The organism is Microbacterium sp. SGAir0570 (genome assembly GCF_005491085.2).
Classification (GTDB): domain Bacteria; phylum Actinomycetota; class Actinomycetes; order Actinomycetales; family Microbacteriaceae; genus Microbacterium; species Microbacterium arborescens.
In genome coordinates, this window is the sequence record NZ_CP027929.1 from 292,792 (window position 1) to 314,193 (window position 21,402).

The 21,402-nt window shown below is 72.0% G+C and carries 18 protein-coding genes; 11 read left to right on the forward strand and 7 right to left on the reverse strand.

Annotated features, from left to right (window positions below; all coding sequences use genetic code 11):
- The first annotated feature begins 4 nt into the window (after positions 1-4).
- From C1N74_RS01365 to C1N74_RS01375, 3 genes are read left to right on the forward strand one after another with little or no spacing between them, the layout of a single operon-like run.
- On the forward strand, positions 5-820 hold the full coding sequence (locus tag C1N74_RS01365) for a PP2C family serine/threonine-protein phosphatase (RefSeq protein ID WP_023952994.1): 816 nt from the start codon (positions 5-7) through the stop codon (positions 818-820).
- Positions 820-2,121, forward strand: coding sequence for an FHA domain-containing protein (locus C1N74_RS01370; RefSeq protein ID WP_137749805.1), 1,302 nt, complete (start codon positions 820-822; stop codon positions 2,119-2,121). Before C1N74_RS01365 ends, C1N74_RS01370 begins: the two co-directional genes overlap by 1 nt.
- Positions 2,118-3,788 carry a serine/threonine-protein kinase gene (locus tag C1N74_RS01375; RefSeq protein WP_137749806.1) on the forward strand — a complete coding sequence of 557 codons (1,671 nt, stop codon included), beginning with the start codon at positions 2,118-2,120 and terminating at the stop codon, positions 3,786-3,788. The genes C1N74_RS01370 and C1N74_RS01375 overlap by 4 nt, the downstream gene beginning before the upstream one ends.
- A 7-nt stretch (positions 3,789-3,795) precedes the next feature.
- Here C1N74_RS01375 and C1N74_RS01380 read toward each other — a convergent pair whose 3' ends face one another.
- A complete protein-coding gene (locus tag C1N74_RS01380) occupies positions 3,796-5,187 on the reverse strand; it encodes a serine/threonine-protein kinase (RefSeq protein ID WP_137749807.1) in 1,392 nt (463 codons plus the stop codon).
- A gap of 259 nt (positions 5,188-5,446) precedes the next feature.
- Positions 5,447-7,996 carry an MMPL family transporter gene (locus C1N74_RS01385; protein ID WP_137749808.1) on the reverse strand — a complete coding sequence of 850 codons (2,550 nt, stop codon included), beginning with the start codon at positions 7,994-7,996 and terminating at the stop codon, positions 5,447-5,449.
- Between the two features lie 112 nt (positions 7,997-8,108).
- Here C1N74_RS01385 and C1N74_RS01390 point away from each other — a divergent pair, with 112 nt between their 5' ends.
- The gene (locus C1N74_RS01390) at positions 8,109-8,693 is read left to right on the forward strand and encodes a TetR/AcrR family transcriptional regulator (protein ID WP_137749809.1); all 585 of its coding nucleotides are present in this window, start codon (positions 8,109-8,111) and stop codon (positions 8,691-8,693) included.
- 6 nt (positions 8,694-8,699) lie between these two features.
- On the opposite strand, the gene C1N74_RS01395 is transcribed toward C1N74_RS01390, so the two are convergent.
- The 4 genes from C1N74_RS01395 to C1N74_RS01410 form a co-directional block, all read right to left on the reverse strand.
- A complete protein-coding gene (locus C1N74_RS01395) occupies positions 8,700-9,155 on the reverse strand; it encodes a recombinase family protein (protein WP_023952973.1) in 456 nt (151 codons plus the stop codon).
- A gap of 47 nt (positions 9,156-9,202) precedes the next feature.
- Entirely contained in the window at positions 9,203-10,903 is a 1,701-nt protein-coding gene (locus tag C1N74_RS01400; protein WP_137749810.1) for a sodium:proton antiporter, read from the reverse strand.
- Positions 10,904-10,918: 15 nt separating this feature from the next.
- Entirely contained in the window at positions 10,919-11,923 is a 1,005-nt protein-coding gene (locus tag C1N74_RS01405) for a malate dehydrogenase (protein ID WP_137749811.1), read from the reverse strand.
- A 188-nt stretch (positions 11,924-12,111) separates the two neighbouring features.
- On the reverse strand, positions 12,112-12,702 hold the full coding sequence (locus C1N74_RS01410) for a CGNR zinc finger domain-containing protein (RefSeq protein ID WP_137749812.1): 591 nt from the start codon (positions 12,700-12,702) through the stop codon (positions 12,112-12,114).
- 63 nt (positions 12,703-12,765) lie between these two features.
- On the opposite strand from C1N74_RS01410, the gene C1N74_RS01415 reads away from it, so the two are divergent.
- Together C1N74_RS01415 and pip are read left to right on the forward strand one after the other, a co-directional pair.
- Positions 12,766-14,118, forward strand: a complete 1,353-nt coding sequence (locus C1N74_RS01415) for an MFS transporter (RefSeq protein WP_137749813.1) — start codon at positions 12,766-12,768, stop codon at positions 14,116-14,118.
- 40 nt (positions 14,119-14,158) lie between these two features.
- Positions 14,159-15,136, forward strand: coding sequence for a prolyl aminopeptidase (pip, locus tag C1N74_RS01420; protein ID WP_181405595.1), 978 nt, complete (start codon positions 14,159-14,161; stop codon positions 15,134-15,136).
- 70 nt (positions 15,137-15,206) lie between these two features.
- On the opposite strand, the gene C1N74_RS01425 is transcribed toward pip, so the two are convergent.
- Entirely contained in the window at positions 15,207-16,193 is a 987-nt protein-coding gene (locus C1N74_RS01425; protein WP_064956414.1) for a LacI family DNA-binding transcriptional regulator, read from the reverse strand.
- Positions 16,194-16,398: 205 nt separating this feature from the next.
- On the opposite strand from C1N74_RS01425, the gene C1N74_RS01430 reads away from it, so the two are divergent.
- The 5 genes from C1N74_RS01430 to C1N74_RS01450 all read left to right on the forward strand — a co-directional run bounded on the left by C1N74_RS01430 (position 16,399) and on the right by C1N74_RS01450 (position 21,400).
- Entirely contained in the window at positions 16,399-17,220 is an 822-nt protein-coding gene (locus C1N74_RS01430) for an ABC transporter permease (protein ID WP_036304705.1), read from the forward strand.
- Entirely contained in the window at positions 17,217-18,014 is a 798-nt protein-coding gene (locus tag C1N74_RS01435; protein WP_023952964.1) for an ABC transporter permease, read from the forward strand. The genes C1N74_RS01430 and C1N74_RS01435 overlap by 4 nt, the downstream gene beginning before the upstream one ends.
- Entirely contained in the window at positions 18,011-19,003 is a 993-nt protein-coding gene (locus C1N74_RS01440) for an ABC transporter ATP-binding protein (protein ID WP_023952962.1), read from the forward strand. Before C1N74_RS01435 ends, C1N74_RS01440 begins: the two co-directional genes overlap by 4 nt.
- A gap of 94 nt (positions 19,004-19,097) precedes the next feature.
- Positions 19,098-20,180: an extracellular solute-binding protein gene (locus tag C1N74_RS01445; protein WP_137749814.1), complete on the forward strand. Its 1,083-nt coding sequence runs from the start codon at positions 19,098-19,100 to the stop codon at positions 20,178-20,180.
- Between the two features lie 98 nt (positions 20,181-20,278).
- Positions 20,279-21,400, forward strand: coding sequence for an adenosine deaminase (locus C1N74_RS01450; protein WP_023952958.1), 1,122 nt, complete (start codon positions 20,279-20,281; stop codon positions 21,398-21,400).
- Positions 21,401-21,402 lie beyond the last annotated feature (2 nt).

Genomic DNA, 21,402 nt, shown 5'->3' on the forward strand with positions numbered 1-21,402 from the left:
TCCCATGTCGGTACGGGTCGGACACGGTGCCGCGACGCACGCCGGGCTGCGGGGGCGCGCGAACGAGGACTCCTACCTCGCGGCAGCGCCCGTCTTCGTCGTCGCCGACGGCATGGGCGGGCACGAGGCCGGTGCGCGCGCGAGCGCGGCTGCGGTGGCCGAGTTCGAGCCTCTGGTGGGCGTCGCCGTGGTGACGAACCAGGACGTGCGGGCGGCCATCGAGCGGGCGCGGGCGAACATCGACGCCCTCGCCACCGGCCAGCGCGCGGCCGGGACGACCTTGACCGGGGTCGTGCTGACCCGTGTCGGAGACGCCGGCTACTGGCTGACGCTGAACATCGGCGACTCGCGCACGTACCGGTGGGCGCGCGGCCGCCTCGAGCAGATCAGCGTCGACCACTCCGTCGTTCAGGAACTGGTCGACTCGGGGCAGATGGACGCCGAAACCGCCGCGCGCCACGCACGGCGCAACGAGATCACCCGAGCGCTCGGGGCCGGCAGCGTCGGGCAGGCGGATTTCTGGATGCTGCCCGCGGAGAGCGGCGACCGCATCCTCGTCTGTTCGGACGGTCTGTCGACCGAGCTGGACGACGAGCGGATCGCCCGTATCCTCGACGAGGAGACGGAACCGCAGGATGCCGCGCAGCGACTGGTCCACGAAGCGTTGCTGCACGGTGGTCGCGACAACGTCACGGTCATCGTCATCGACGCGCTGGGCGACGGCGGTGACGATGTGTACGACACCGTGCCGTCCGCTCAGCCGGATGACGCAGACATAGACACCCGGCCGCGCGCAGCGGCCGCAGGGGGGAGAGCCTGATGGTCGAGGTCCGCTACGTTCCGGCGACGGGCGCGGAGCACTGGCGCGTCGCACTCGCGCCCGCGGCGGCCGTCGCCCTGCCCGCGAACGTGTCGATCCCGACGGTCGAGGCCGTGTGGCGCCGACTCGCGGAACGTGGCATCGGTGCCGTCATCGAGGCCCTCACCGGCGCGTTCGGCACCTCGCTGGCGGCTATCCCCGACTTCATCCTGGCCATCGTCGAGGGCGACGGGCTCCGCGTCGCGGTGCGCGGGCCGGTCGAGCTCGTCGTCGAGACCGAGTCCGGGCCGCTGTCCGTCTCGGGCCAGGGAGTCTCGACGTGGGTCGAACGTCACATCCCGGGTGTCCGGCGCGCGTCGGCTCTCTTCGCCGAGGCGGCCGACGAGGCCGCGTCGCTGCCCTTCGTCGAGGGCGTCGTCGCGGCAGACTCCGTCACCGTCGACCTGACGGATGCCCGGCCGGGCGTCCGCTCCGCGAGCCCCTTCGTCGCAGCGCCGACCGCGCCGGCGCCGCCCGCGGTAGAGCCCCCCGCGTCCGCGTCGCCTCCGGTGTCCACGCCGGCATCCGCCGTCGAGCCGCAGCCCGAGCCGCCTATCGTCGCCGAGCCCGAGCCAGAGCCCGAGGCCGAGCCCGAGGCCGAGGCAGGGCCGGTGGACGATGACATCCCGTTCGACGAGTCGCCCGGGGCACAGACGTTCGTCCCGCTCGGCGACACGGCCGCCGCCGACGAGCACGCGATGATCTGGGGAGAGACGGTGGTCCGGCCGACGCTGCCCTCCGAGCAGCCCGACGCGGCCGACGCGCCCCTTCCCGCCGATGACGCCACCGTCGTGTCCTCTCCCGCCGGCCCTGCCGGCGACCACGACGGCGAGACCGTCGCCGTCGCCGACATCCGCGGCGCGCGACGGGGCGAGCCGGCGGTCTACGAGTCGACCGAGATCGTCCCGGCTCGTCGCCTCGCGCGGGGCCGCATCCGTGTCTCGGACGGGCAGGTCGTCGAGCTCGACAACACCGTCATCGTCGGACGGCGCCCGCGGTCGTCGCGATCCACGGGCGACATGCTCCCCACGCTCGTCGCCGTCGAGAGCCCCGAGCAGGACATCTCGCGCAATCACGTGGAGATCCGGGCGGAGGGCGAGCACGTTCTCGTGGTCGACCTCGACACGACGAACGGATCGGTGCTGCTGCGCGGCGGCAACGACCCGGTGCGGCTGCATCCGAACGAGCCGACGATGGTCGTCTCGGGTGACGTGCTCGACATCGGTGACGGCGTCACGATCGCCTTCGAGGATCTGCCGTGAGCGCGAAGCGGCCCCCGGCGCCGCCGCCCGAGCTGCCCGGGTTCACCTACCTCGAGCTGCTCGGTTCGGGCGGCTTCGCCGACGTCTACCTGTACGAGCAGCACCTGCCTCGGCGCAAGGTCGCGGTGAAGGTGCTGCTGCCGGAGCGGATGGCGGGCGGCTCGGTCGAGCAGTTCACCGCCGAGGCGAACGTCATGGCGATGCTGTCGACGCATCCCGCGATCGTGACGATCTACCAGGCCGGTCTCGCCGACGACCAGCGGCCGTATCTCGTGATGGAGAACTGCCCGCGGCCGAACCTGCAGGTGCGCTACCGCACCGCGGCGTTCTCGGTGGCCGAGGCGCTGCGCGTGGGCATCCAGGTCGCGGCGGCGGTCGAGACGGCGCACCGTGCCGGCATCCTGCATCGCGACATCAAGCCGGCCAACATCCTCGTGACGGAGTACAACCGCCCCGCGCTGACCGACTTCGGCATCGCGACGACGACCGACAGCGCCGATGAGACCGCGGGCATGTCGATCCCCTGGTCGCCGCCCGAGGCGTTCGGCGAGGGCACGGACTCGGGCGTGCGCTCGGACGTCTACGCGCTCGGCGCCACGATCTACACGCTGCTGGCGGGCCGTTCGCCCTTCGAGCAGCCCGGCGGACGCAACGGCGCCGCCGATCTCATCCAGCGCATCGAGACCGCACCGCTCGAACCGCTCGAGCGCGCCGACGTGCCGCCGTCGCTGCAGCAGGCGCTCGCTCGTGCGATGGCGAAGAGTCCCGCGGCGCGCTTCGACAGCGCGGTGGCGTTCGCCCGTGCGCTGCAGCGCGTTCAGATCGAGCTCGCCCATTCGGTGACGCCGATCGACATCCTCGACGATTCCCCCGATGCCGAGGAAGAAGAGGATGCCGACGGCGAGCTGACTCGCGTTCGCGGCATCGTGAGCATCGAGCCGACGACGGCGCCTCCCGCCGGGTCCACGCGACGCAAGGACGGGGCGGCCGCGACGTCGCCGTTCGCGCCGGCCGCCTCGGGATCGCCGTTCGCGCCGGCGGCCCCTGACGAGACCGTGCTGCGCCCCTCTGCGCGTGCCGGGCAGGACGCCACCGTCCGCCGTCCCCGCACGGTCGAGCCGGCCGCCGATCACACGGTGCAGCGCGGGGCGACGGCGTCCGCGGCGGCCGCGAGCGTGACGAGCCCGGACGCCGTCGCGGCCGCGCCGGGGGAGGGAACCCCCGCCGGGACGGCCGAGGATGTCGCACCGGGGCGCTCGCGCTCCTGGCTGTGGATCGCCCTCGGCGGCGTCGCCGCGGCGCTGGTCGTCGCCCTCGTGGTGGTGGCGAGCATGCTTCAGCCGTCCGCCCCTGCCGAGCCGCAGGCGAGCGAGTCGCCCTCCAGCGCTCCGCAGGATCCGCTCGCCGGTTTCGTGCCGCGTGTGGGCGACCTCGCGGGTGCTGCGGCGGGTGCCGACGTCACGTTCACGTGGACCAACCCGAACCCCGCCGAGGGCGACTCGTACCTCTGGTACCCGGTCACGCTCGACGGCGCGAGCGCACCGCAGCGCGTCGAGGACGAGACCGTCACCGTGCCGGCCGACCCGTCGGGCCGGACCTGCATCGAGGTGCAGCTCGTGCGCGCGAACGGCGGAGCGGGCGAGGCCGTGCGGGGATGCACGCCCTGACGCCGCGTCAGCCGCGGCCGGGCTTGTCCTGATCGCGCTTGCTCTCCCGCTCCTCGGCCTTCTTCTGCTCGTCGGCGGCCTTCTTCGCCTCCTGCTCGGCCTTCTTCGCCTCCTGCTCGGCCTTCTTCGCCGCTTCCTCGGCGGCCTTCCGGTCGGCCTCCGACCCCGGTCCCGGGCCGGTGGTGTCCTCCACCGGCGCGGCGGGCTGCTCACCGGACTGGTCCGATTGATCGGTCACGACGGTGGCGGGCTCGGTGTCCTCGGTGGGCGCCGGCTCCGGGACGGGAGACTCCTCGGTGTCGGCGGGAGTGGTCGGCGGGGTCTCGGGCGCCGCGCCCGCGAGCCCGAGGCCTGTGATCGCGGCCGCCGCGAGAGCGGCTGCGGCGAGCCCGCCGATGAGGCCGAGCCGCGCTCGCGAGGGGCGACGACGCGCTGACGGGGCCGGATCGGCTGCAGCGTCGGGAAGGATCCGCGTCGGGCTGGTCCCAGCCGTGACAGCCGTCGCCGGGACCGTAGCCGCCGCGACCGCGGCAGGGACGACGGGACGCGCCGGCGTCGCGGGTGCGCGGGCCAGATCGGACGCCGCCACGAAGACCTCGGCCGCGCTGGGGCGGTCCTCCGGCCGCATAGCGGTCATGCGGCGCAGCAGGGCGACCCACGCGGGGTCGAGCGTGTCGGGAATCTCGGGTGCGACGGTGAGCCGTGCGAGTGCTTCGCCGAATCCCTCGGCGCGCGGAAAAGCGCGCTGGCCGGTCAGCGCTTCGAGCATGACCAGGCCGAGCGCGTAGATGTCGGCGGGCGGAGCGGGCGGCGCCCCGGTGAGCTGTTCCGGGGAGAGGTATGCGGCCGTTCCGATGACCGTTCCCGGCTGGGTGAGCCGAGCGGCATCCACGAGAACCGAGATCCCGAAGTCGGCGAGCTTCGCGCCCGATCGGCTGCCGAGGGGCGGCACCGGCGCCAAGAGGACGTTCGACGGCTTGATGTCGCGGTGCACGATGCCCGCGTCGTGCACGACGTGGAGCGCCTCGGCGAGGTCGGCCGCGAGAGCCGCCGCGTCACCGGCCGGGAGAGGCCCCTCGGCGATGCGCGCGGCGAGGGTCGGGCCCTCGACGAACTCCATGACGAGGTACTCGGCCCGCCCCGGCGCCAGCTGCGCGTCGTAGAGCGTCACGAGAGCGGGGTGGTTGAGCGAGGCGAGCACGGTCATCTCGCCGCGCGCGCGGGACGAGGTGCTCGCTCCCTCCATCTCGGGTCGCAGCAGCTTGATCGCCACGGTGCGTCCGAGGAGGACATCCTCGGCCCGGTGGACCCGGGCCATGCCGCCGTGGCCGACGCATTCGCCCAGCAGGTATCGACCGTCGAGCATCGCCTCCGTGGGCGGAGGTTCGTTCGTGACCATGGCGTCTCCCTGCGACCGCATCCCCGGGTCGGATCGGCCACGCTCAACGGTAGAGTCCGTCCGGCCGCATGCCAGGGTCTTGACACCGGACGGCGGAGCGGAGTGGGTGGTTGCGCTGAGACGGCGGCGATCGACCCGGGGGGACTAGGGCACAGGCAGTCGGGGTGTCCGCCGTGGGCCTGCTTACCAGGGGCGCCCCGGGCGCCTTCGCGATGCCCGTTCTGACCGGCTTCGCGGTCCGGCTGTACCGGTGTGCGGGTCAGACGTGGTGAGCGGGGTGCTGTCGTTCGAGTGCGGAGCCTTCGACATCGACGTTGGGGAGGATGCGGTCGAGCCAGCCCGGGAGCCACCACGCGGCGCCGCCGAGCACGTGCATGACTGCCGGCATCAACAGCATCCGCACGACGAAGGCGTCGAACAGGACGCCGAGCGCGAGGCCGAGCCCGAAGGACTTGATGATCACGGCCTCCGAGGTGATGAAGCCGGAGAAGACCGAGATCATGATCACGGCTGCCGCGATGACCACGGTGCGCCCGGCCCGGAAGCCCTGTGCCACGGCGAGACGCGGCGCGGCGCCGTGCGCCCATGCCTCGCGCATCCCCGTCGTGAGGAAGAGCTGGTAGTCCATTGCGAGGCCGAACAGGATGCCGACGAGGATCACGGGCAGGAAGCTCAGGATCGGGCCCGGGTTGTGGACCCCGAAGAGACCGCCGAGCCATCCCCACTGGAACACGGCCGTGACGGCGCCGTAGGTCGCGAGCAGGGACAGCACGAAGCCGAGCGTCGCGACCAAGGGCACCAGGAGCGACCGGAAGACCATCACCATGATGAGGAACGACAGGCCGACGACGACGACGAGGTAGACCGGCAGGACGTCGGCGAGTCCCTCGGAGATGTCGATGTTGATGGCCGCGGCACCGGCCACGCCGAGATCGATGTCGCCGTTGATGGGTGGCAGAGCCCGCAGATCTCGGACCAGCTGCTCCGTGGACACCGCGTTCGGTCCCTCGGCCGGGATGACCTGGAAGGCGGCCAGTGTGCGGTCCTCAGACACGGCGACCGGGGCCACCGCGACGACGTCGTCCTGCGCGAACAGCACGCGTGCGACGTCGAGCTGCAGGCCGGGGCCGTCGTCGGCGGTCGTGCCCTCGGGCAGTGCCGCCGTGATCAGCAGGGGGGCGTTCGCCCCCTCGCCGAACGCCTCCTCCGTCCACGTGAACGCCTGGTACCCCGTGGAGTCCGCCGCCTCGGAGCCGCCGTCGGGCAGGCCCAGGCGCATCGACATGGCGGGGATCGCGATGACCAGGAGCGCCACGGTCGCGATGAGGATCGTGGCGACGGCTCGCACGGTGGACATCGGACGCACGACGCGTGCGGCGGTCGTCGCCGCCGAGTCCGCGCGGTGGCGGTCGCCCTCCGCGGTCGCGTCGGGCGCGGCGAGCCGGGCGCGGGCCCGACGGCCGAGCACACGCATGCCGGCCAGGCCCAGGAGCGCGGGCGTGAGGGACACCGCGATGAGGACGGCGACGAGGACGCTCACCGCCCCCGCGGTGCCCATCAGTCCGAGGAACGGGATGCCGGTGATGTTCAGAGCGAGGAGCGCCACGATCACGGTCGAACCTGCGAAGACGACGGCGTTGCCCGCCGTGCCGTTCGCCAGGCCGATGGACTCCGTCACGTCGGCTCCGTCGAGCAGCTGACGGCGGTGGCGGTAGAGGATGAAGAGGGCGTAGTCGATGCCGACCGCGAGCCCGAGCATCACTCCCAGGAACGGGGTGACGGAGGCCATCTGGATCACTCCGGAGAACGACAGCGTCGCCATGGCGCCGATCGCCACGCCGATGACGGCGGTGATGATCGGGAAGGATGCGGCGAGCAGCGAGCCGAGGACGACGATGAGGACGATGCCGGCGACGGCAACACCCACGACCTCGCCGACCCCGAAGATTTCGGGGATGCCCTGCGAGATCTCCGTGTTGAAGGCGACGTCGGTGCCGGTCACCGGCTCGCTGAAGTGGGCGACGACGGCCTGCTTCGACTCCTCCGGCAGTTCGAGGCGCGGTTTGTCGAACGACACGTTGACGATCGCGGTGCTCCCGTCCTCCGACACCAGGCGGATGGCGTCAGCGAACGACAGCAGCTCGGCGCCGTCCTCGAGCTGCGCCTCCTGCGCCGAGATCTGATCAAGTCCGTCGGTCAGCTGAGCCTGCTGCTCCTGCAGCGCCGATCGCTGCTGATCGAGCTGCGCCTGCTGAGCGTCGAGCGCGGCGAGCTGAGCGGTCTTCTGCGCTTCCGGCAACGGAGCCGATTCGAGCTGACTGCGCGCGCCGTTGAGCTGCTGCTGTCCGGCGGCGAGCTGGGCCGCGCCGGCATCGAGCTGCTGCTGGCCTGACTCGGCCTGTGCGCGCGCATCCGCGAGCTGCTGACGGCCCTCGCTGAGCTGCTGGCGCTGCTGCTCCAGCTGCTCCTGCGTCGCGAACGGATCGGTGGCCTGCGCGACGTCGGGGAGGGTGCCGGCGGATTCGACGAGAGCGGTGATCTCCGACTTCTGCGCATCCGAGAGGGCCGCGCCGTCGTCGGTGCGGAACACCACGGTTCCCGCTGCGCCCGCGAAGTCGGGCAGCTCGTCCTGGAGGTCGGCGATGACGTCTCCCGACGCCGTTCCGGGGATGTCGAAGCTCGAGCTCAGGCCCTTGAACCCGATGAGGAAGCCGCCGGCCACGATGCCGGCGATCACCAGCCACGCGACGACGACGGTCCAGGCCCGTCGCGCCGCGAACGTACCCAGACGGTGCAGCAGTTCGGCCATGCGGTGTTCCTTCCCTGCGGTGCGCGCAGAGGAGCACCGTCGGCTCCGACCAGTGCCAAGAAGATAACACGGACCGTCTCGTCTTCCGTTCCGATGGTCGAGAATAGGGGGCATGGTTCCTACACGCAGCGGTCCGGTTCGCAGTGAGGCCGCTCGTCTGGCCATCCTCGAAGCGGCGGGCGAGCTCTTCGCCGAGCGCGGCTACGAGCACCTCACGATGGAGGGGATCGCGCGGCGTGCGGGCGTGGGCAAGCAGACGATCTACCGATGGTGGCCCCACAAGGGCGACGTCATCGCCGAGGCGCTCCTCGAGGGGCGGCTGCTCGAGCGTCATCGTGACGTGCCGAACACCGGTGACGCGCGGGCGGATCTCGCGAGCTGGCTCACCGACCTGTTCGCCCTGCGTGCGAGCCCCGACGGCGAGGGGCTGCTGCGATCCCTCGTCGCAGCCGCGACCGGCAGCGCCGAGACGGGACGTCGGCTGCGCGCGGAGGTCCTCGCCGCCCCGCTGATAACACGACTGTCCGAGGCGCTGGGCGGGACGACGGGGAAGCCCCTCGAGGCCGCAGCCGATGCGCTGCTCGGCGCCGTCATCCTGCGCGCACTGAGCCGCGAGGAGTTCGAGCTCGACGACATGCTGTGCCTGGTGGACGTCATCGTCGGTCGCGCCGACCGAGACGAGGCGCCGAGCGTCTGACCGGCCTCAGGCCTGGCGCGAGCCGAGCACCTTCACGATGACGGAGCGGCGGCGCAGCTCGGCGATCGTCCGGGTCTCCTCGTCGGCGTCGCGGCCGAGCGCGTGCACGTCCGAGACCACGACGACGTCACCCGCCGTCAGGTGACCGAACAGTCGCGACAGGCGCTCCTGCCAGCTCTCGCCCGTCTCGGGGGCCGGATGCCGGAAGCCCTCGATCGGGACGCCGAACTGGGCGAGCGCATCGCGCTGAGCCACGATGCTCGGCATGTCGTCGCGCGAGACGACGAGGCCGACGAGGCGAGCTCCCGCGGGGCGGGCGGCCCACCACTCCGGACTCGGCTGCAGGGCCGCGAAGCTGTCGGGCAGCTCGTCGACGGGGGAATCGGGCAGCGCGATCGTACGCGTCTCGGCGTAGTCCGCCGCCGGGCGCGTGGTCCGGTCGTCGTCGGTCGGGGTGCTCACCCTCTCATTGTCGCTGACGCGAGAACCGTTTTCACCACGAGTTCGCGTCAGACGTCGTTCTGACGCATCTCGAGGCTCACCTGCTGCGCGTCGAGCCGACGCTGCGACTCGCGCAGCACCTCGGACGAGAACGCGCCCTCTCGCGACAGCTCGAGCAGTCGCGAGCGCATCGCGCCGATGAGCAGCAGCTGCAGCTCGCGGGCGAGGGCACCGGCATCCTCACCGGCCGCGTGCTCGAGTCGGCGGCGCGCGATCGTCAGGGTGCGGGCATCCCATCTGCCGCCCTCCTCGACGGCGAGCGTCGGGTCGGCCAGGCGGTCGATCGCCGCCGTGCGCAGTTCGGCGTCGAGCGCTTCCTCCTCTTCGCGCAGCAGTGACGTGTCGGCGGCCGTGCTCGGGATGCGCAGCGCCCGAACCAGTGCCGGCAGCGTGAGGCCCTGGAGGAGCAGGCTGATGACGGCGACCAGGAACGCCGTGAGGATGAGCAGCTCGCGTTCCGGCGTTTCACGGGGAAGGGTCTGCGCCGCAGCGAGGGTCACGACCCCGCGCATCCCGGCCCACACGATGATCGTGCCGTGCTTCCAGCCCAGCGGCGACGCCTCGTAGTAGTCGAGGTCGTTGAACGCCCGGGTCACCCGGCTGCGCATGCTCTCCAGACGCCGGCGCGTGGCCCCGGGATTGCGGCCGCGCCCGGCGAAATCGGGCGGCAGGCTGTCGAGGCGCTCCGAGATCTGCTCGAGGCGGTCGCGCTGGCGCAGGCGCGCGCGACGCCCCTGGAAGAAGATGAGTCCCGCGACGTAGACGGCGCGGATGGCGAGCAGGATCGCGAGCGAGCCGAGGGCGAGCAGGATCGCCTTTCCGGGACCGCTCTGCTGCCGGAAGTTGTCGTCGAGGATGCCGCGCAGCTCGAGCCCCATCACGAGGAACACCCCGCCCTCGAGGACGAGCTCGACCGTGCGCCAGTTGATCTCGTCCGAGACCCGCTGCTCGGCGGTGAAGCGCCGTGCGGCACCTTGACCCGTGGTGATGCCCGCCGCGACGGCGGCGACGAGCCCCGAGCCGCCGAGGTGCTCGGTCGGCAGGTACGCCACGAAGGGCACGATGAACCCGAGGGCGGTGGCGGCGACCGTGTTCATGCGCGCGCGGACGCGCAGGTTCAGTCCGCCGACGACGACCCCCACGATCACGGCGGCGACGATTCCCCAGACGAAGGTTCCGACCGTGTCGGCGAAGGCGAACCCGCCCGCGACCGCCGCGATCGCGCTGCGCAGCAGAACGAGGGCGGTGGCGTCGTTGATGAGGCTCTCGCCCTCGAGGATCGTCACGACCCGCGGCGATATGCCGAGCCTCTTGACGATCGAGGTCGCGACGGCGTCGCTCGGGCTCAGCACCGCTCCGAGCGCCACGGCCAGCGGAAACCCGAGCTGGGGCAGTACGAGGGTGAGGAAGCCGCCGATCGCGAGCGCGCTGATGACGACCAGCGCGACGGCGAGGCCCGAGATCGACGGCAGGTCGCGCCGGAACTCGACGGCGGGCAGGCGCACCGCCGCCGCATAGAGGAGGGGAGGCAGCACGCCGACCAGGATCAGCTCGGGGTCGACCTCGAAGTCGTCGAGGATCGGCAGCCACGACGCGGCGAGGCCGATCGCGACGAGGATGAGCGGACCCGCGACCCCGAGGCGCTTCGACAGAGACGTCGAGAGCGCGATCGCGACGACACCGAGGATGAGTCCGGGCAGCAGTTCCACGCGTCCGGGCGCCCGTCAGAGGATGCCGAGGGCCCGGACGGCGTCGCGCTCGTCGATGAGTTCGGCGACCGAGGCGTCGAGCCGCGTACGGCCGCGTTCGTCGAGCTCGAGCCCGGTGACCACGCGATAACCCGAGCCGTCGCTCGTGACGGGGAAGGAGCACACCAGGCCCTCGGGAACGCCGTACTCGCCGCGCGAGACGACGGCGGCCGAGGTGCGCCGGCCGTCCGTGCCGAGCACGTCGTCGCGGACGTGGCGCAGCGCTGCGTTGGCGGCCGATGCGGCCGAAGACGCCCCGCGCACCGAGATGATCTCGGCGCCGCGCTTCGCGACGCGGGGCACGAACTCGTCGTCGAGCCAGGCCCGCGCGGCATCCGTTCCGCCCAGCCGGTCGGCGAGCGCGTCGATCGCGGGGCGCCCGGCGACGGTCGCGGAGGCGATGTCGGGGAACTGCGTGGCGGAGTGGTTGCCCCAGATGACGACGCCCTCGATGTCGGTGACCCCGACCTCGAGCCGCGCGGCGAGCTGAGCGACGGCGCGTTCGTGATCGAGCCGGGTCATGGCGCTGAAGCGCTCGGCCGGAACGCCCTCGGCAGCCGATGCCGCGATCAGCGCGTTCGTGTTGGCGGGATTGCCCACCACCAGCACGCGGACGTCGGATGCCGCGGATGCGGCGATGGCCGCGCCCTGCGGACCGAAGATGCCCGCGTTGGCGGCGAGCAGGTCGCCGCGCTCCATGCCGGCCGTCCGGGGACGGGCGCCCACGAGCATCGCGATGTTGGCGCCCGCGAATCCGGTGCGCGCGTCATCCGTGACCTCGACCGAGCGCAGCAGCGGGAAGGCGCAGTCCTGCAGCTCGAGCGCCGTCCCTTCCGCGGCTCGGACGCCGTCGGGGATCTCGAGCAGGCGGAGGTTCACGGGCCGTTCGGGGCCGAGCATCTCGCCGGCGGCGATGCGGAACAGCAGGGCGTAGCCGATCTGACCGGCCGCGCCGGTGACGGTGACGGTGGTGGCGTCCATGTGCCGAGCCTATTCCTGCCGTCGCGGGGTGCGCGTGGTGGAGCGCGCGATCGCCGATGCAAGGGATGCGGGCCGACACCCCGTGATGGATGCCGCAGGGTCGGGGTGTCGAGTCCGATCCCTTGCATCGCGGCGTGCCGGGCGGCGTGCCGGTCGGGGTGGTGACCCGGGCGGGCGTCCGGCCCTGGTCAGGCCTTCCGCTTCGCCTGGTGCCGCGCCACGCGGTTGCGGTTGCCGCACCCGGCGGCGGTGCACCAGATGCGATTGCGTCGCGGCGAGCGGTCGAGGTAGACCCACCCGCAGGCGTCGTCGGCGCACTGCCGCGCGGTGGTGAGATCGGATGTCAGCAGGTCGTGGGCGCTCATGGCGATCGCCGCACGCGGTCCGGAGAGATCGGCAGGCGGCACCCACACCCACGCCGAGGCGGTCTCGTCGAAGCCCAGCGACGAGCGGGCGAGGGCGTCGACGTGCTCGCGGGCGATGAGATCGGCTGCTGCGGAGGATTGCTGGAACACCGCCTCGCAGACCGCCTCGCGCAGCGCGACGACGGCGCGGTGCTCCCGAGCTGCGGTGACCGCATCCGCGGCAGAGAGCGCAGCCCTCGTCGACGGGGGTGTGGCGCCGACATCCATCTGGTGGCACCACGACACGACGTCGTCGAAGTCGCGGAGGGTGTCGATCGCGCGTTGCGGGTCGAGCCGCCAGTGCACCGTGTCGACCAGATCGAGAGCGGGGTGCCCCGCGACCCGGGGGAACGCCACTGCGTCGGACTGCGCCACAAATGAATGCTAACGCTCGTCGTCCGCTTGTGCCATTAGTTCGGGGCTGACAGGGTGTAACGCATGAAAACGAGTGCACCCATTAGGCGCTCCTCGAGTGGACTCAGCGCGGACTTCCGTCGTCTCTGGGTCGCGCAGGGGGCCTCATCCGTCGGGGCGCAGGTCGGCGACCTCGCTCTCCCGCTGCTCGCCGTCGTGGCGCTCGGGGCGAGCGCCGGCGAGGTGGGGCTGCTGGGTGCGGCGAAATGGGTGCCGTTCCTGCTCCTCGCGCTGCCGCTCGGCGTGCTCGTCGATCGGTCCCGTCGCCGCCGCATCCTGATCGTCGCGGACCTCGCCCGAGCTCTCCTGACGGTCGTGATCGTCGGCCTCGCCGTCGCCGGGGCGCTGACGTTGCCCGCCCTCGTCGGGCTGGTCCTGCTCTTGGGCGCCTTCACCGTGGCGTTCGACGTGAGCTACCAGTCCTATCTGCCCACCGTCGCGGGCCGGTCTCACCTCGAGCGGGCGAACGGCCGCCTGCAGGCGACGGCCGCCGTAGCTCAGATCGGCGGGCCCGGGATGGCGGGGCTGCTCGTCCAGACGCTGACCGCCGCCTGGGCCCTCATCGCTCCCGCGGCCACGTACCTCGTCTCGGCACTCGCCCTGACGAGCATCTCCACCCGGGAACACCACCCCGTCCCCAGCGGCCGCGGTGCGCTGCCGGAGCTGCGCGAGGGCTTGCGTTTCGTGCGGCGAGATCGCTTCCTGGTCGCCCTCGTCGGGTTCGCCGCCATCTACAACCTGTTCGCCCAGGCGATCACGGTGCTGTTCACGGTGCACGCCGTCCGCGAGCTCGGGCTGGATGCGGGGCAGCTCGGGTTGATCTTCGGGCTCGGTGCCGTCGGTGCCGTGGCCGCCGCGGCGAGTGCCCCGGTGGCGGTGCGCCGCTTCGGGGCGGGGGCGGTCTTGATCGCGTGCGCAGTCGCGGAGAGCATCGCACTGTCGATGCTGCCGCTCGTGCCCGCATCGTGGTCCTCCGCGGTGCTGGTGGCGGTGCTGGCCGCGGCGTTCGCGCTGAACGGAGCCGGCACGTCGCTGTCGAGCGTCGTCGCCGTGACGTTGCGTCAGCTGCGGACGCCGGACGAGGTCCTCGGGCGCGTGAACGCGACGATGCGCTGGGTCTCGTACGGGGTGGTCGCGATCGGCGCGGCGCTCGGCGGCGGGCTCGGCGAGCTGGTGGGCACCCGCGCCGGGATGGCCATCGCGGGTGCGGGCGTCATGCTCACGGTCGTCTGGGTCGTGCTGTCGCCGCTGCGGTCGATCCGCGATCCCCGCGAGATGGTCGACGCGAGCGGCGTCTCGGACGGAGGGCCTGAGGCGGCGCATCCCGGCTCGTCTCCGTGCGGCGACGCGGTGGGCGACGCGCCGCAGGTACGGTAAAGCGCATGAACGAACGCGACCGCGGAGCCGCACGGTGAGCGTGTCGGCCGCCCTGGCCGGCATCCTGTATCCCGAGATCGAGCCCTACGAGACGGGCTTCCTGCTCGCCGGCGACGGCCAGCGCGTCTATTGGGAGCAGTCGGGCAATCCCGAGGGCAAGCCGGTCGTGTTCCTGCACGGCGGCCCCGGCGGCGGAACCTCGCCGTGGCACCGCCGCTTCTTCGACCCCGAGGCCTACCGCATCATCCTGTTCGACCAGCGCGGCTGCGGGAAGTCGACGCCGCACGCGAGCGACCCGGCCGCCGAACTGCGCTACAACACCACGTGGCACCTCGTCGCCGACATCGAGCTGCTGCGGCGCAACCTCGGCATCGATCGGTGGCAGGTCTTCGGCGGCTCGTGGGGCTCGACGCTCGCGCTCGCCTACGCGCAGTCGCACCCGGATGCCGTCTCCGAGCTGGTGCTGCGCGGGATCTTCACGCTGCGGCGCCACGAGCTCGAGTGGTTCTACGAGGGCGGGGCGGCGGCGCTGTTCCCCGACCTGTGGGAGGACTACCTCGCCCCGGTGCCCGTCATCGAGCGGAGCCGACTGATCGAGGCGTACCACCGGCTGCTGACCGACCCCGATCCGGCGGTGCACGTTCCCGCCGCCCAGGCCTGGACGCGCTGGGAGGCCTCGACCGTGACCCTTCGTCCCGACCCGGAGCTGGTGGCCGGGATGACCGAGGCGGAGTCGGCGACCGCGTTCGCGCGGATCGAGAACCACTACTTCCTCCACGGCGGATGGCTGCGCGAGGGGCAGTTGATCGAGGATGCCGCGTCGGGCCGCCTCCGCGGCATCCCGGGCGTCATCGTCCAGGGTCGCTACGACGCGTGCACGCCCCCGATGACCGCATGGGACCTGCACCGGGCCTGGCCCGAGGCCGAGTTCGTCCTGGTCGACGACGCGGGCCACTCGGCGGGCGAGCCCGGCATCGCCGCGGCCCTCGTCGCCGCGACCGACCGCTTCGCCCGCTGACGCGCCGCCCGCCGGCGGCGCAGGCGCCGAGAACGCGCCGCCGCCGCGAGAACGTACCGAGAAGGGTGCGTTATCGCGACGAGAGTGCGTTCTCGGCGGGGTGGGCCGGGGGCCAGTGCACCGACACGCCGAGCCGTCGGCGGGTGGGGGCGGCCGGTGGCGCGGCGAGCATCGGGATGAGCGCGGCCATCGCCTCGCGGCCCAGCTCGTCACCGTCGACGTCGATCGCGGGCACGTCGTCGGCCCCGATCGCCTCGGCCACCAGGCGTTCCGCGCTGACGACGATCTCGCCGGGCGAGGCGACGCCGCGGGCGCGAAGCGCGAAGACGAGACCGAGGCCGATGGATGTCGCATAAGGCACCACAGCGGTCGCGCCCGAGTCGATGACCGCGTCGGCGGTCGCGACACCCGCCGCGAACGTCGCCGGGAAGGGGCCGAGCGCAGTCAGCTCGACGCGCTCGCCGACCGCCGCCTCGATCGCGGCCGAGCGCTGCCGGTCCTGCCACGAGCCGTCCGGACCGCCGAGGTACACGATCCCGCGGTGACCGGCGCCGGCCAGGCGCGTCGCGAGCTCGGCGAAGGCGCTCGCGGTGTCGGCCACGATCGAGGTCATGCCCTCGATCTCGCGGTCGACGAGGACCGTTGGTCCGAAGGCGCCGGCGGCGCGGACGATGTCGTCGGGACCGCGCGGGGCGACGAGGATGCAGCCGTCGACCTGCCGGGCGAGGCGTTCGAATCCGTCGAGCCCGTCGACGTCGTCGAGCCGGTGCACCGCGACCGTGAGCTGCAGGTCCGACTCGCGGGCGCGCTCCTGGGCCCCGGCGATGATCGGCGTGAAGAAGGCGTTGTCGAGGGTCGGGACGACGAGCGCGACGATGCCGCTGCGTCCTCGGGCGAGGTGGCTCGCCGCTCGATTGGGGATGAAGCCGAGCGTCTGGGCCGCGGCGCGCACCCGCGCGACCGTCTCGGGCGCGACGAGGTCGGGGCGACTGAGCGCCCGGGATGCCGTCGACTTCGACACACCCGCATGCGCGGCGACATCGGCGAGTGTCGTCACCGCGCCCCCTTCGTCCCGCCGCCGCAGGGAGCGACGGTCCGCTCATCCTACTGAGCGGAAGCAACCGGTTGCGTCGCCGCCGAACCGCGGTTTTACACGGTGTTAACACGAATGGTCGCGACGCGCCCCGCTCGGGCTCTACGGTAGGAGCAACCGGTTGCGCAACCGGTTGCGCCCGCACCCTTCGCACGAACGGAGTTCGCTCGTGGTTTCACGCCGCACCGGACTGCTGGCCCTCCCCGGGCTGGCGCTCCTGCTGGCGGGGTTCCTCATCCCGTCGATCGCGATGCTGTTCGCCCCGCCCGGCGTCAGCCCCGTCGACATCCTCGAGCGTCTCGGCAGGATGCTGACCGACCCGTTCGATCTCGCGATCATCGGGCGCACCGTCGGGCTCGGCCTCATCGTCACGGTGATCTGCATCGTGCTGGGGTTCCCGATCGCCTATCTGCTCGCCCGCTCGACCTCGCGCTGGTCGGGTGTGCTGCTCGCCCTCGCGATCTTCCCGCTGCTGCTGAGCAACGTCGTCCGCACCTTCGGCTGGCTCGTGCTGCTGGGCTCCAACGGGGCGATCGGGCAGCTCCTCACCGGACTCGGGCTCGTCGACCGGGCGCCGCAGCTGCTCTACACCGAGCTCGCGATCGTACTGGGCCTCACCCAGCTCTTCCTGCCGCTCGCCATCATCTCCTGCTACTCCGCCGTCGCGCAGGTCGATCCCGGACTCGACGACGCAGCGCGCGGTCTCGGCGCGAGCCGCACCCGCACGTTCTGGGGCATCGTCGTGCCGCTCTCGGCGCCGGGCATGGTCGTCGCGTCGACCCTCGTCTTCGCGGGCAGCGTCACGGCCTACACGACCCCCTACCTGCTCGGCGGATCGAGCCAGCGGATGCTGTCGACCCAGCTCTACTCGTACTCGAGCGTGACGATCGACTGGGCGGCGGCCAGCGCGACGGCCATCATCATGACGGTCCTCGTCTTCGCCGTGTCGGGCTTGTCGGCCGTCGCCGGACGACGGGGGGCCACCGCGTGAAGACGAGTCGTCCCGTCGCGGCATCCCTCGCCGTCGCCGGCTACATCATCATGATCGTGCCGATCCTGTTCGTGGTCGCCACGGCGTTCACGGGCGGACGCACCCTGCGCTTCCCGCCCGAGGGCTTCTCGCTGCAGTGGTTCGAGGCGGCGCTGAACTACGACCCGTTCATCAGCGCGCTGCTGTCGAGCCTCCAGCTCGCCCTCATCGCGACCGTGCTCGCGCTGCTCATCGGCGTTCCGGTGACGCTGGCGATCCACCGCGGCCGGCTGCCCGGCAAGGGACTCGTCGAGGGCCTGTTCCTCTCGCCGCTCATCGTCCCCGAGCTCGTCGTCGGACTCGCCCTCTACCAGCAGCTGATGATCGGCCTGCGGCTCGACAACTTCCCGGTGCTGCTCATCGGCCACACCGTGCTGATGCTGCCCTATGCGGTGCGCGTCACCGGGGCGTCGCTCGCGCTCGCCGACCCGGGCATCGAGGAGGCTGCCCGCGGCCTCGGCGCCTCGCCGCTTCGCGCCTTCTTCTCCGTGACCCTGCCGCTGCTGCGACCCGGCATCTTCTCGGCGGGGCTGCTGAGCTTCGTCACCTCGTTCAACAACGTGCCGCTGTCGCTGCTGCTGCAGAGCCGTGACTTCCGCACGCTCCCCGTCACCATGCTCGACTACGTCCAGCAGAGCTACGACCCGATGGTCGCGGCCACGAGCACCATCATCCTCGCGGGCACCGTCGTCATCGCCGTCATCGCCGAGCGCACTGTCGGCTTCGCCCGCATCTTCGGAGGGATCAACCGATGACCACCGCAGCAGAGTTCGTCGGGGTGACCCAGCGCTTCGGCGACTTCACCGCCGTCGACGACATCGACCTCGCCATCCCCTCGGGGCAGCTCACGACGCTGCTCGGGCCGAGCGGATGCGGCAAGACCACCTCGTTGCGGATGCTCGCGGGCTACACGCAGCCCACCTCGGGCCGCATCATGATCGCGGGCGCCGATGCGACCCGCACCCCGCCCGAGCGGCGCGGGCTCGGCATGGTGTTCCAGTCGTACGCCCTGTTCCCGCACATGAGCGTGGCCGAGAACGTCGGATACGGTCTGAAGCTGCGCAAGGTCCCGGCAGCGGAGCGCCGCCGCCGGGTCGAGGAGTCGCTCGACCTCGTCGGCCTCGGCCACCTCGCGGCCAGCCGGCCCAAGAAGCTCTCGGGCGGGCAGCAGCAGCGCGTGGCTCTCGCCCGCGCCATCGCCATCCGCCCGACCCTGCTGCTGCTCGACGAGCCGCTGTCGAACCTCGACGCGCGCCTGCGCGTGCAGATGCGCGCCGAGATCCGCCGCATCCAGTCCGAGACCGGCCTGACCGTCGTGCTCGTCACGCACGACCAGGACGAGGCTCTGGAGATGTCGGACCGCATGGTCCTCATGCGCGACGGCCGCATCATGCAGGAGGGTGCGCCGTCGGAGGTGTTCACCGCCCCCGCGAACCGTTTCGTCGCGGAGTTCCTCGGCTACGAGAACTTCCTCGCCGCGGCGGACGGGACGCTCACGACCGTGCGCCCCGAGCATCTCGCTCTCGGACTCCCCGCCGACGGCACCGGGCTCGCGCTCGACGGAGTCGTGCTCGACGTCGCCTACCGCGGGGTCGACCGTCTCGTCACGGTCGAGACCGCCGACGCCACCGGCGCGGCCGTGCGTCTCATCGCCGACGTTCGCGACGAGGCCGTTGCCGCCCGCCCGGGCGACCGGGTCACCGTCACCGCTCCCACCGCCCGTCTCATCCGTCTCGCGGCCTGACCTCCGCAGACATCCCGCTCCACACGTTCCACCCGCACCAGCACCAGCACCCGCGCCCCTGCGGCCCGCCCGCAGAGCTCCGAGAGGAACCCGCATGATCCGCACCCGCACCAGCCGCGTCCTCGCGGCATCCGCCGCCGTCGCCGCCACGGCCCTCGTCGTCACCGGCTGCTCCGGCGGCTCGGGAGACTCCGGTGACGACGCCTCGAGCGACTCGATCGTCGTCAGCGCGTTCCCGTTCGGGGTCGAGCAGTTCCAGGAGGCGATCGTCGACCCCTTCACCGAGAAGACGGGCATCACGGTCGAGATCGAGACCGGCTCGAACGCCGACCGCCTGTCGCAGCTGCAGCTCGCCGGTGGTGACGCCGGTATCGACGTCATGCTGATCTCCGACACGTTCGCGGCATCCGGTCAGGAGCAGGACCTGTTCCAGGACTTCGACGAATCCGACGTCCCCAACCTCGCGAAGATCGCCGACTTCGCCATCGAGGAGGGCTACGACGGGCCGGCCTACAGCTACCAGCTCAACGGCACGCTCTACAACACCGATGAACTGGATGCCGCGCAGGCGGCGGACTGGTCGCTCTACGCCGACTCCGCCTACAGCGGCCGCCTCGCCTTCCCCGACATCGCGGTGACGGCCGGACAGCTCGCGGTCTCGGGCGTCGCCTCGACCTTCGGTGACGGCCCCTACGACATCGACACCGCCTACACGACGATCGGCGGGTGGGCTCCGAACATCCTGCAGTTCTACTCGTCGTCGACCGAGGTCACCAACCTCCTCACGCAGGGCGAGATCGTCGCGGCCGACGCCCTCAGCGGCTTCGCCACGACGCTCATCGCATCCGGCGAGCCCGTCGCGTGGACCGCGCCAGCCGAGGGCCGTTACATGGCGACCAACCGCGCCATGATCCCCAGCGGCGCGAAGAACCTCGAGGGCGCGTACGCCTTCATCGACTACCTGCTCTCGGTCGAGGCGCAGACGGCATCGGCCGAGATCGTCGGCGACCTGCCCGTCGCCCTCGACGCGACGATCCCCGCCGAGATCACCGCCGTCGTCGGCGACATCGCCGCCGACCCGATCGCGGCGGGCTACGCCACGCTCGACCCGGCCGAGATCGTCCCGAACCGTGCGCAGTGGGTCGAGCGGTTCGCGCGCGAGGTCGCCTCGCGCTGATCCAGACCGCCCGGCCGTCGAGCACCCCCCATCCTCGGCGGCCGGGCTTCTTCCCGCGGTTCTCCGACCGCATCGCTTCACGACGCACGAACGGCACCATGACCTCCGCAGCATCCCTCCCCGCCGAGTACCTTCAGCGCCTGCCGAAGGCCGACCTGCACTGCCACCTCATCGGCACCGTGCGCGCGTCGACGTTCGCGGAGCTCGCCCGCCGGGAGTCGCTCGAGCTGCCCGCCGATCCCGAGCGCATCTTCGCCGACATCAACTCGCTGCCGCCCGACCCGGCGCTGTACCGCGACACGCGCATCCCGGTTCCGCAGCAGCGCGCCGCCGACGAGCCCGAGGTGTCGTACTCGCTCTTCCAGGTGTCGAACTGGGTGGTCGAGGTGCTTCGGGATGCCGGCGACCTGACCCGCATCGTGTACGAGGCCTTCGAGGACGCCCACCGTCGCAGCGGCACCCGTCACCTCGAGCTCTTCTTCGACGCGCTGCCGCCGCACCTCGAGTCTCTCGGCTATCTCGGCGCGGTCGAGGCGTACGCCGAGGGCATCCGGATGGCCGAGCGCGACTTCGGCATGACCGGGCTGATGATCCAGGGCATCGACCGCAGCCGCAGCGGCGAGGAGGCGCTCGCGGTCGTCCGGCGCGTCGTTGACAACCCGCATCCGTACGTCGCGGGCATCGGCCTCGACAACCTCGAGACCGCCGGTCCGCCCGAGCGTTTCGTCGACGCCTATCGCCTCGCGGGCGAGGCCGGGCTCGGCCGTACCGCGCACTCGTCGGAGCACGCCCCGACCGCCGTCAACACGATCACGTGCCTCGACCTGCTCGGCTGCGACCGTATCGACCACGGCTACTACGTGCTCGAAGACGACGCCGTCGTCGAGCGGATGCGCGAGGACCAGGTCGCGTTCACCGTGGCCTCGACCACGTCGCGTCGCTCGTGGCGGCCCTGGCGTCGCGCGTCGATCGCCGCGATGCTGGAGGCCGGACTCAACGTCATCCCGTGTTCCGACGACCCGGGCATGTTCCCCACGACTCTCGCCGCCGAGTACGGGATCGTCGCGGACCAGATCGGCGCCACCCACGAGCAGGTCCGCCGCATGGCGATCTCGTCGTTCGAGGCATCCTGGCTCCCCGCCGAGCAGCGCGCCCGTCGCGTCGCCGAGATCACCCGCGAGATCGACGCGCTCGACGCCGAGTTCGCCCTCTCGGTCTGAGC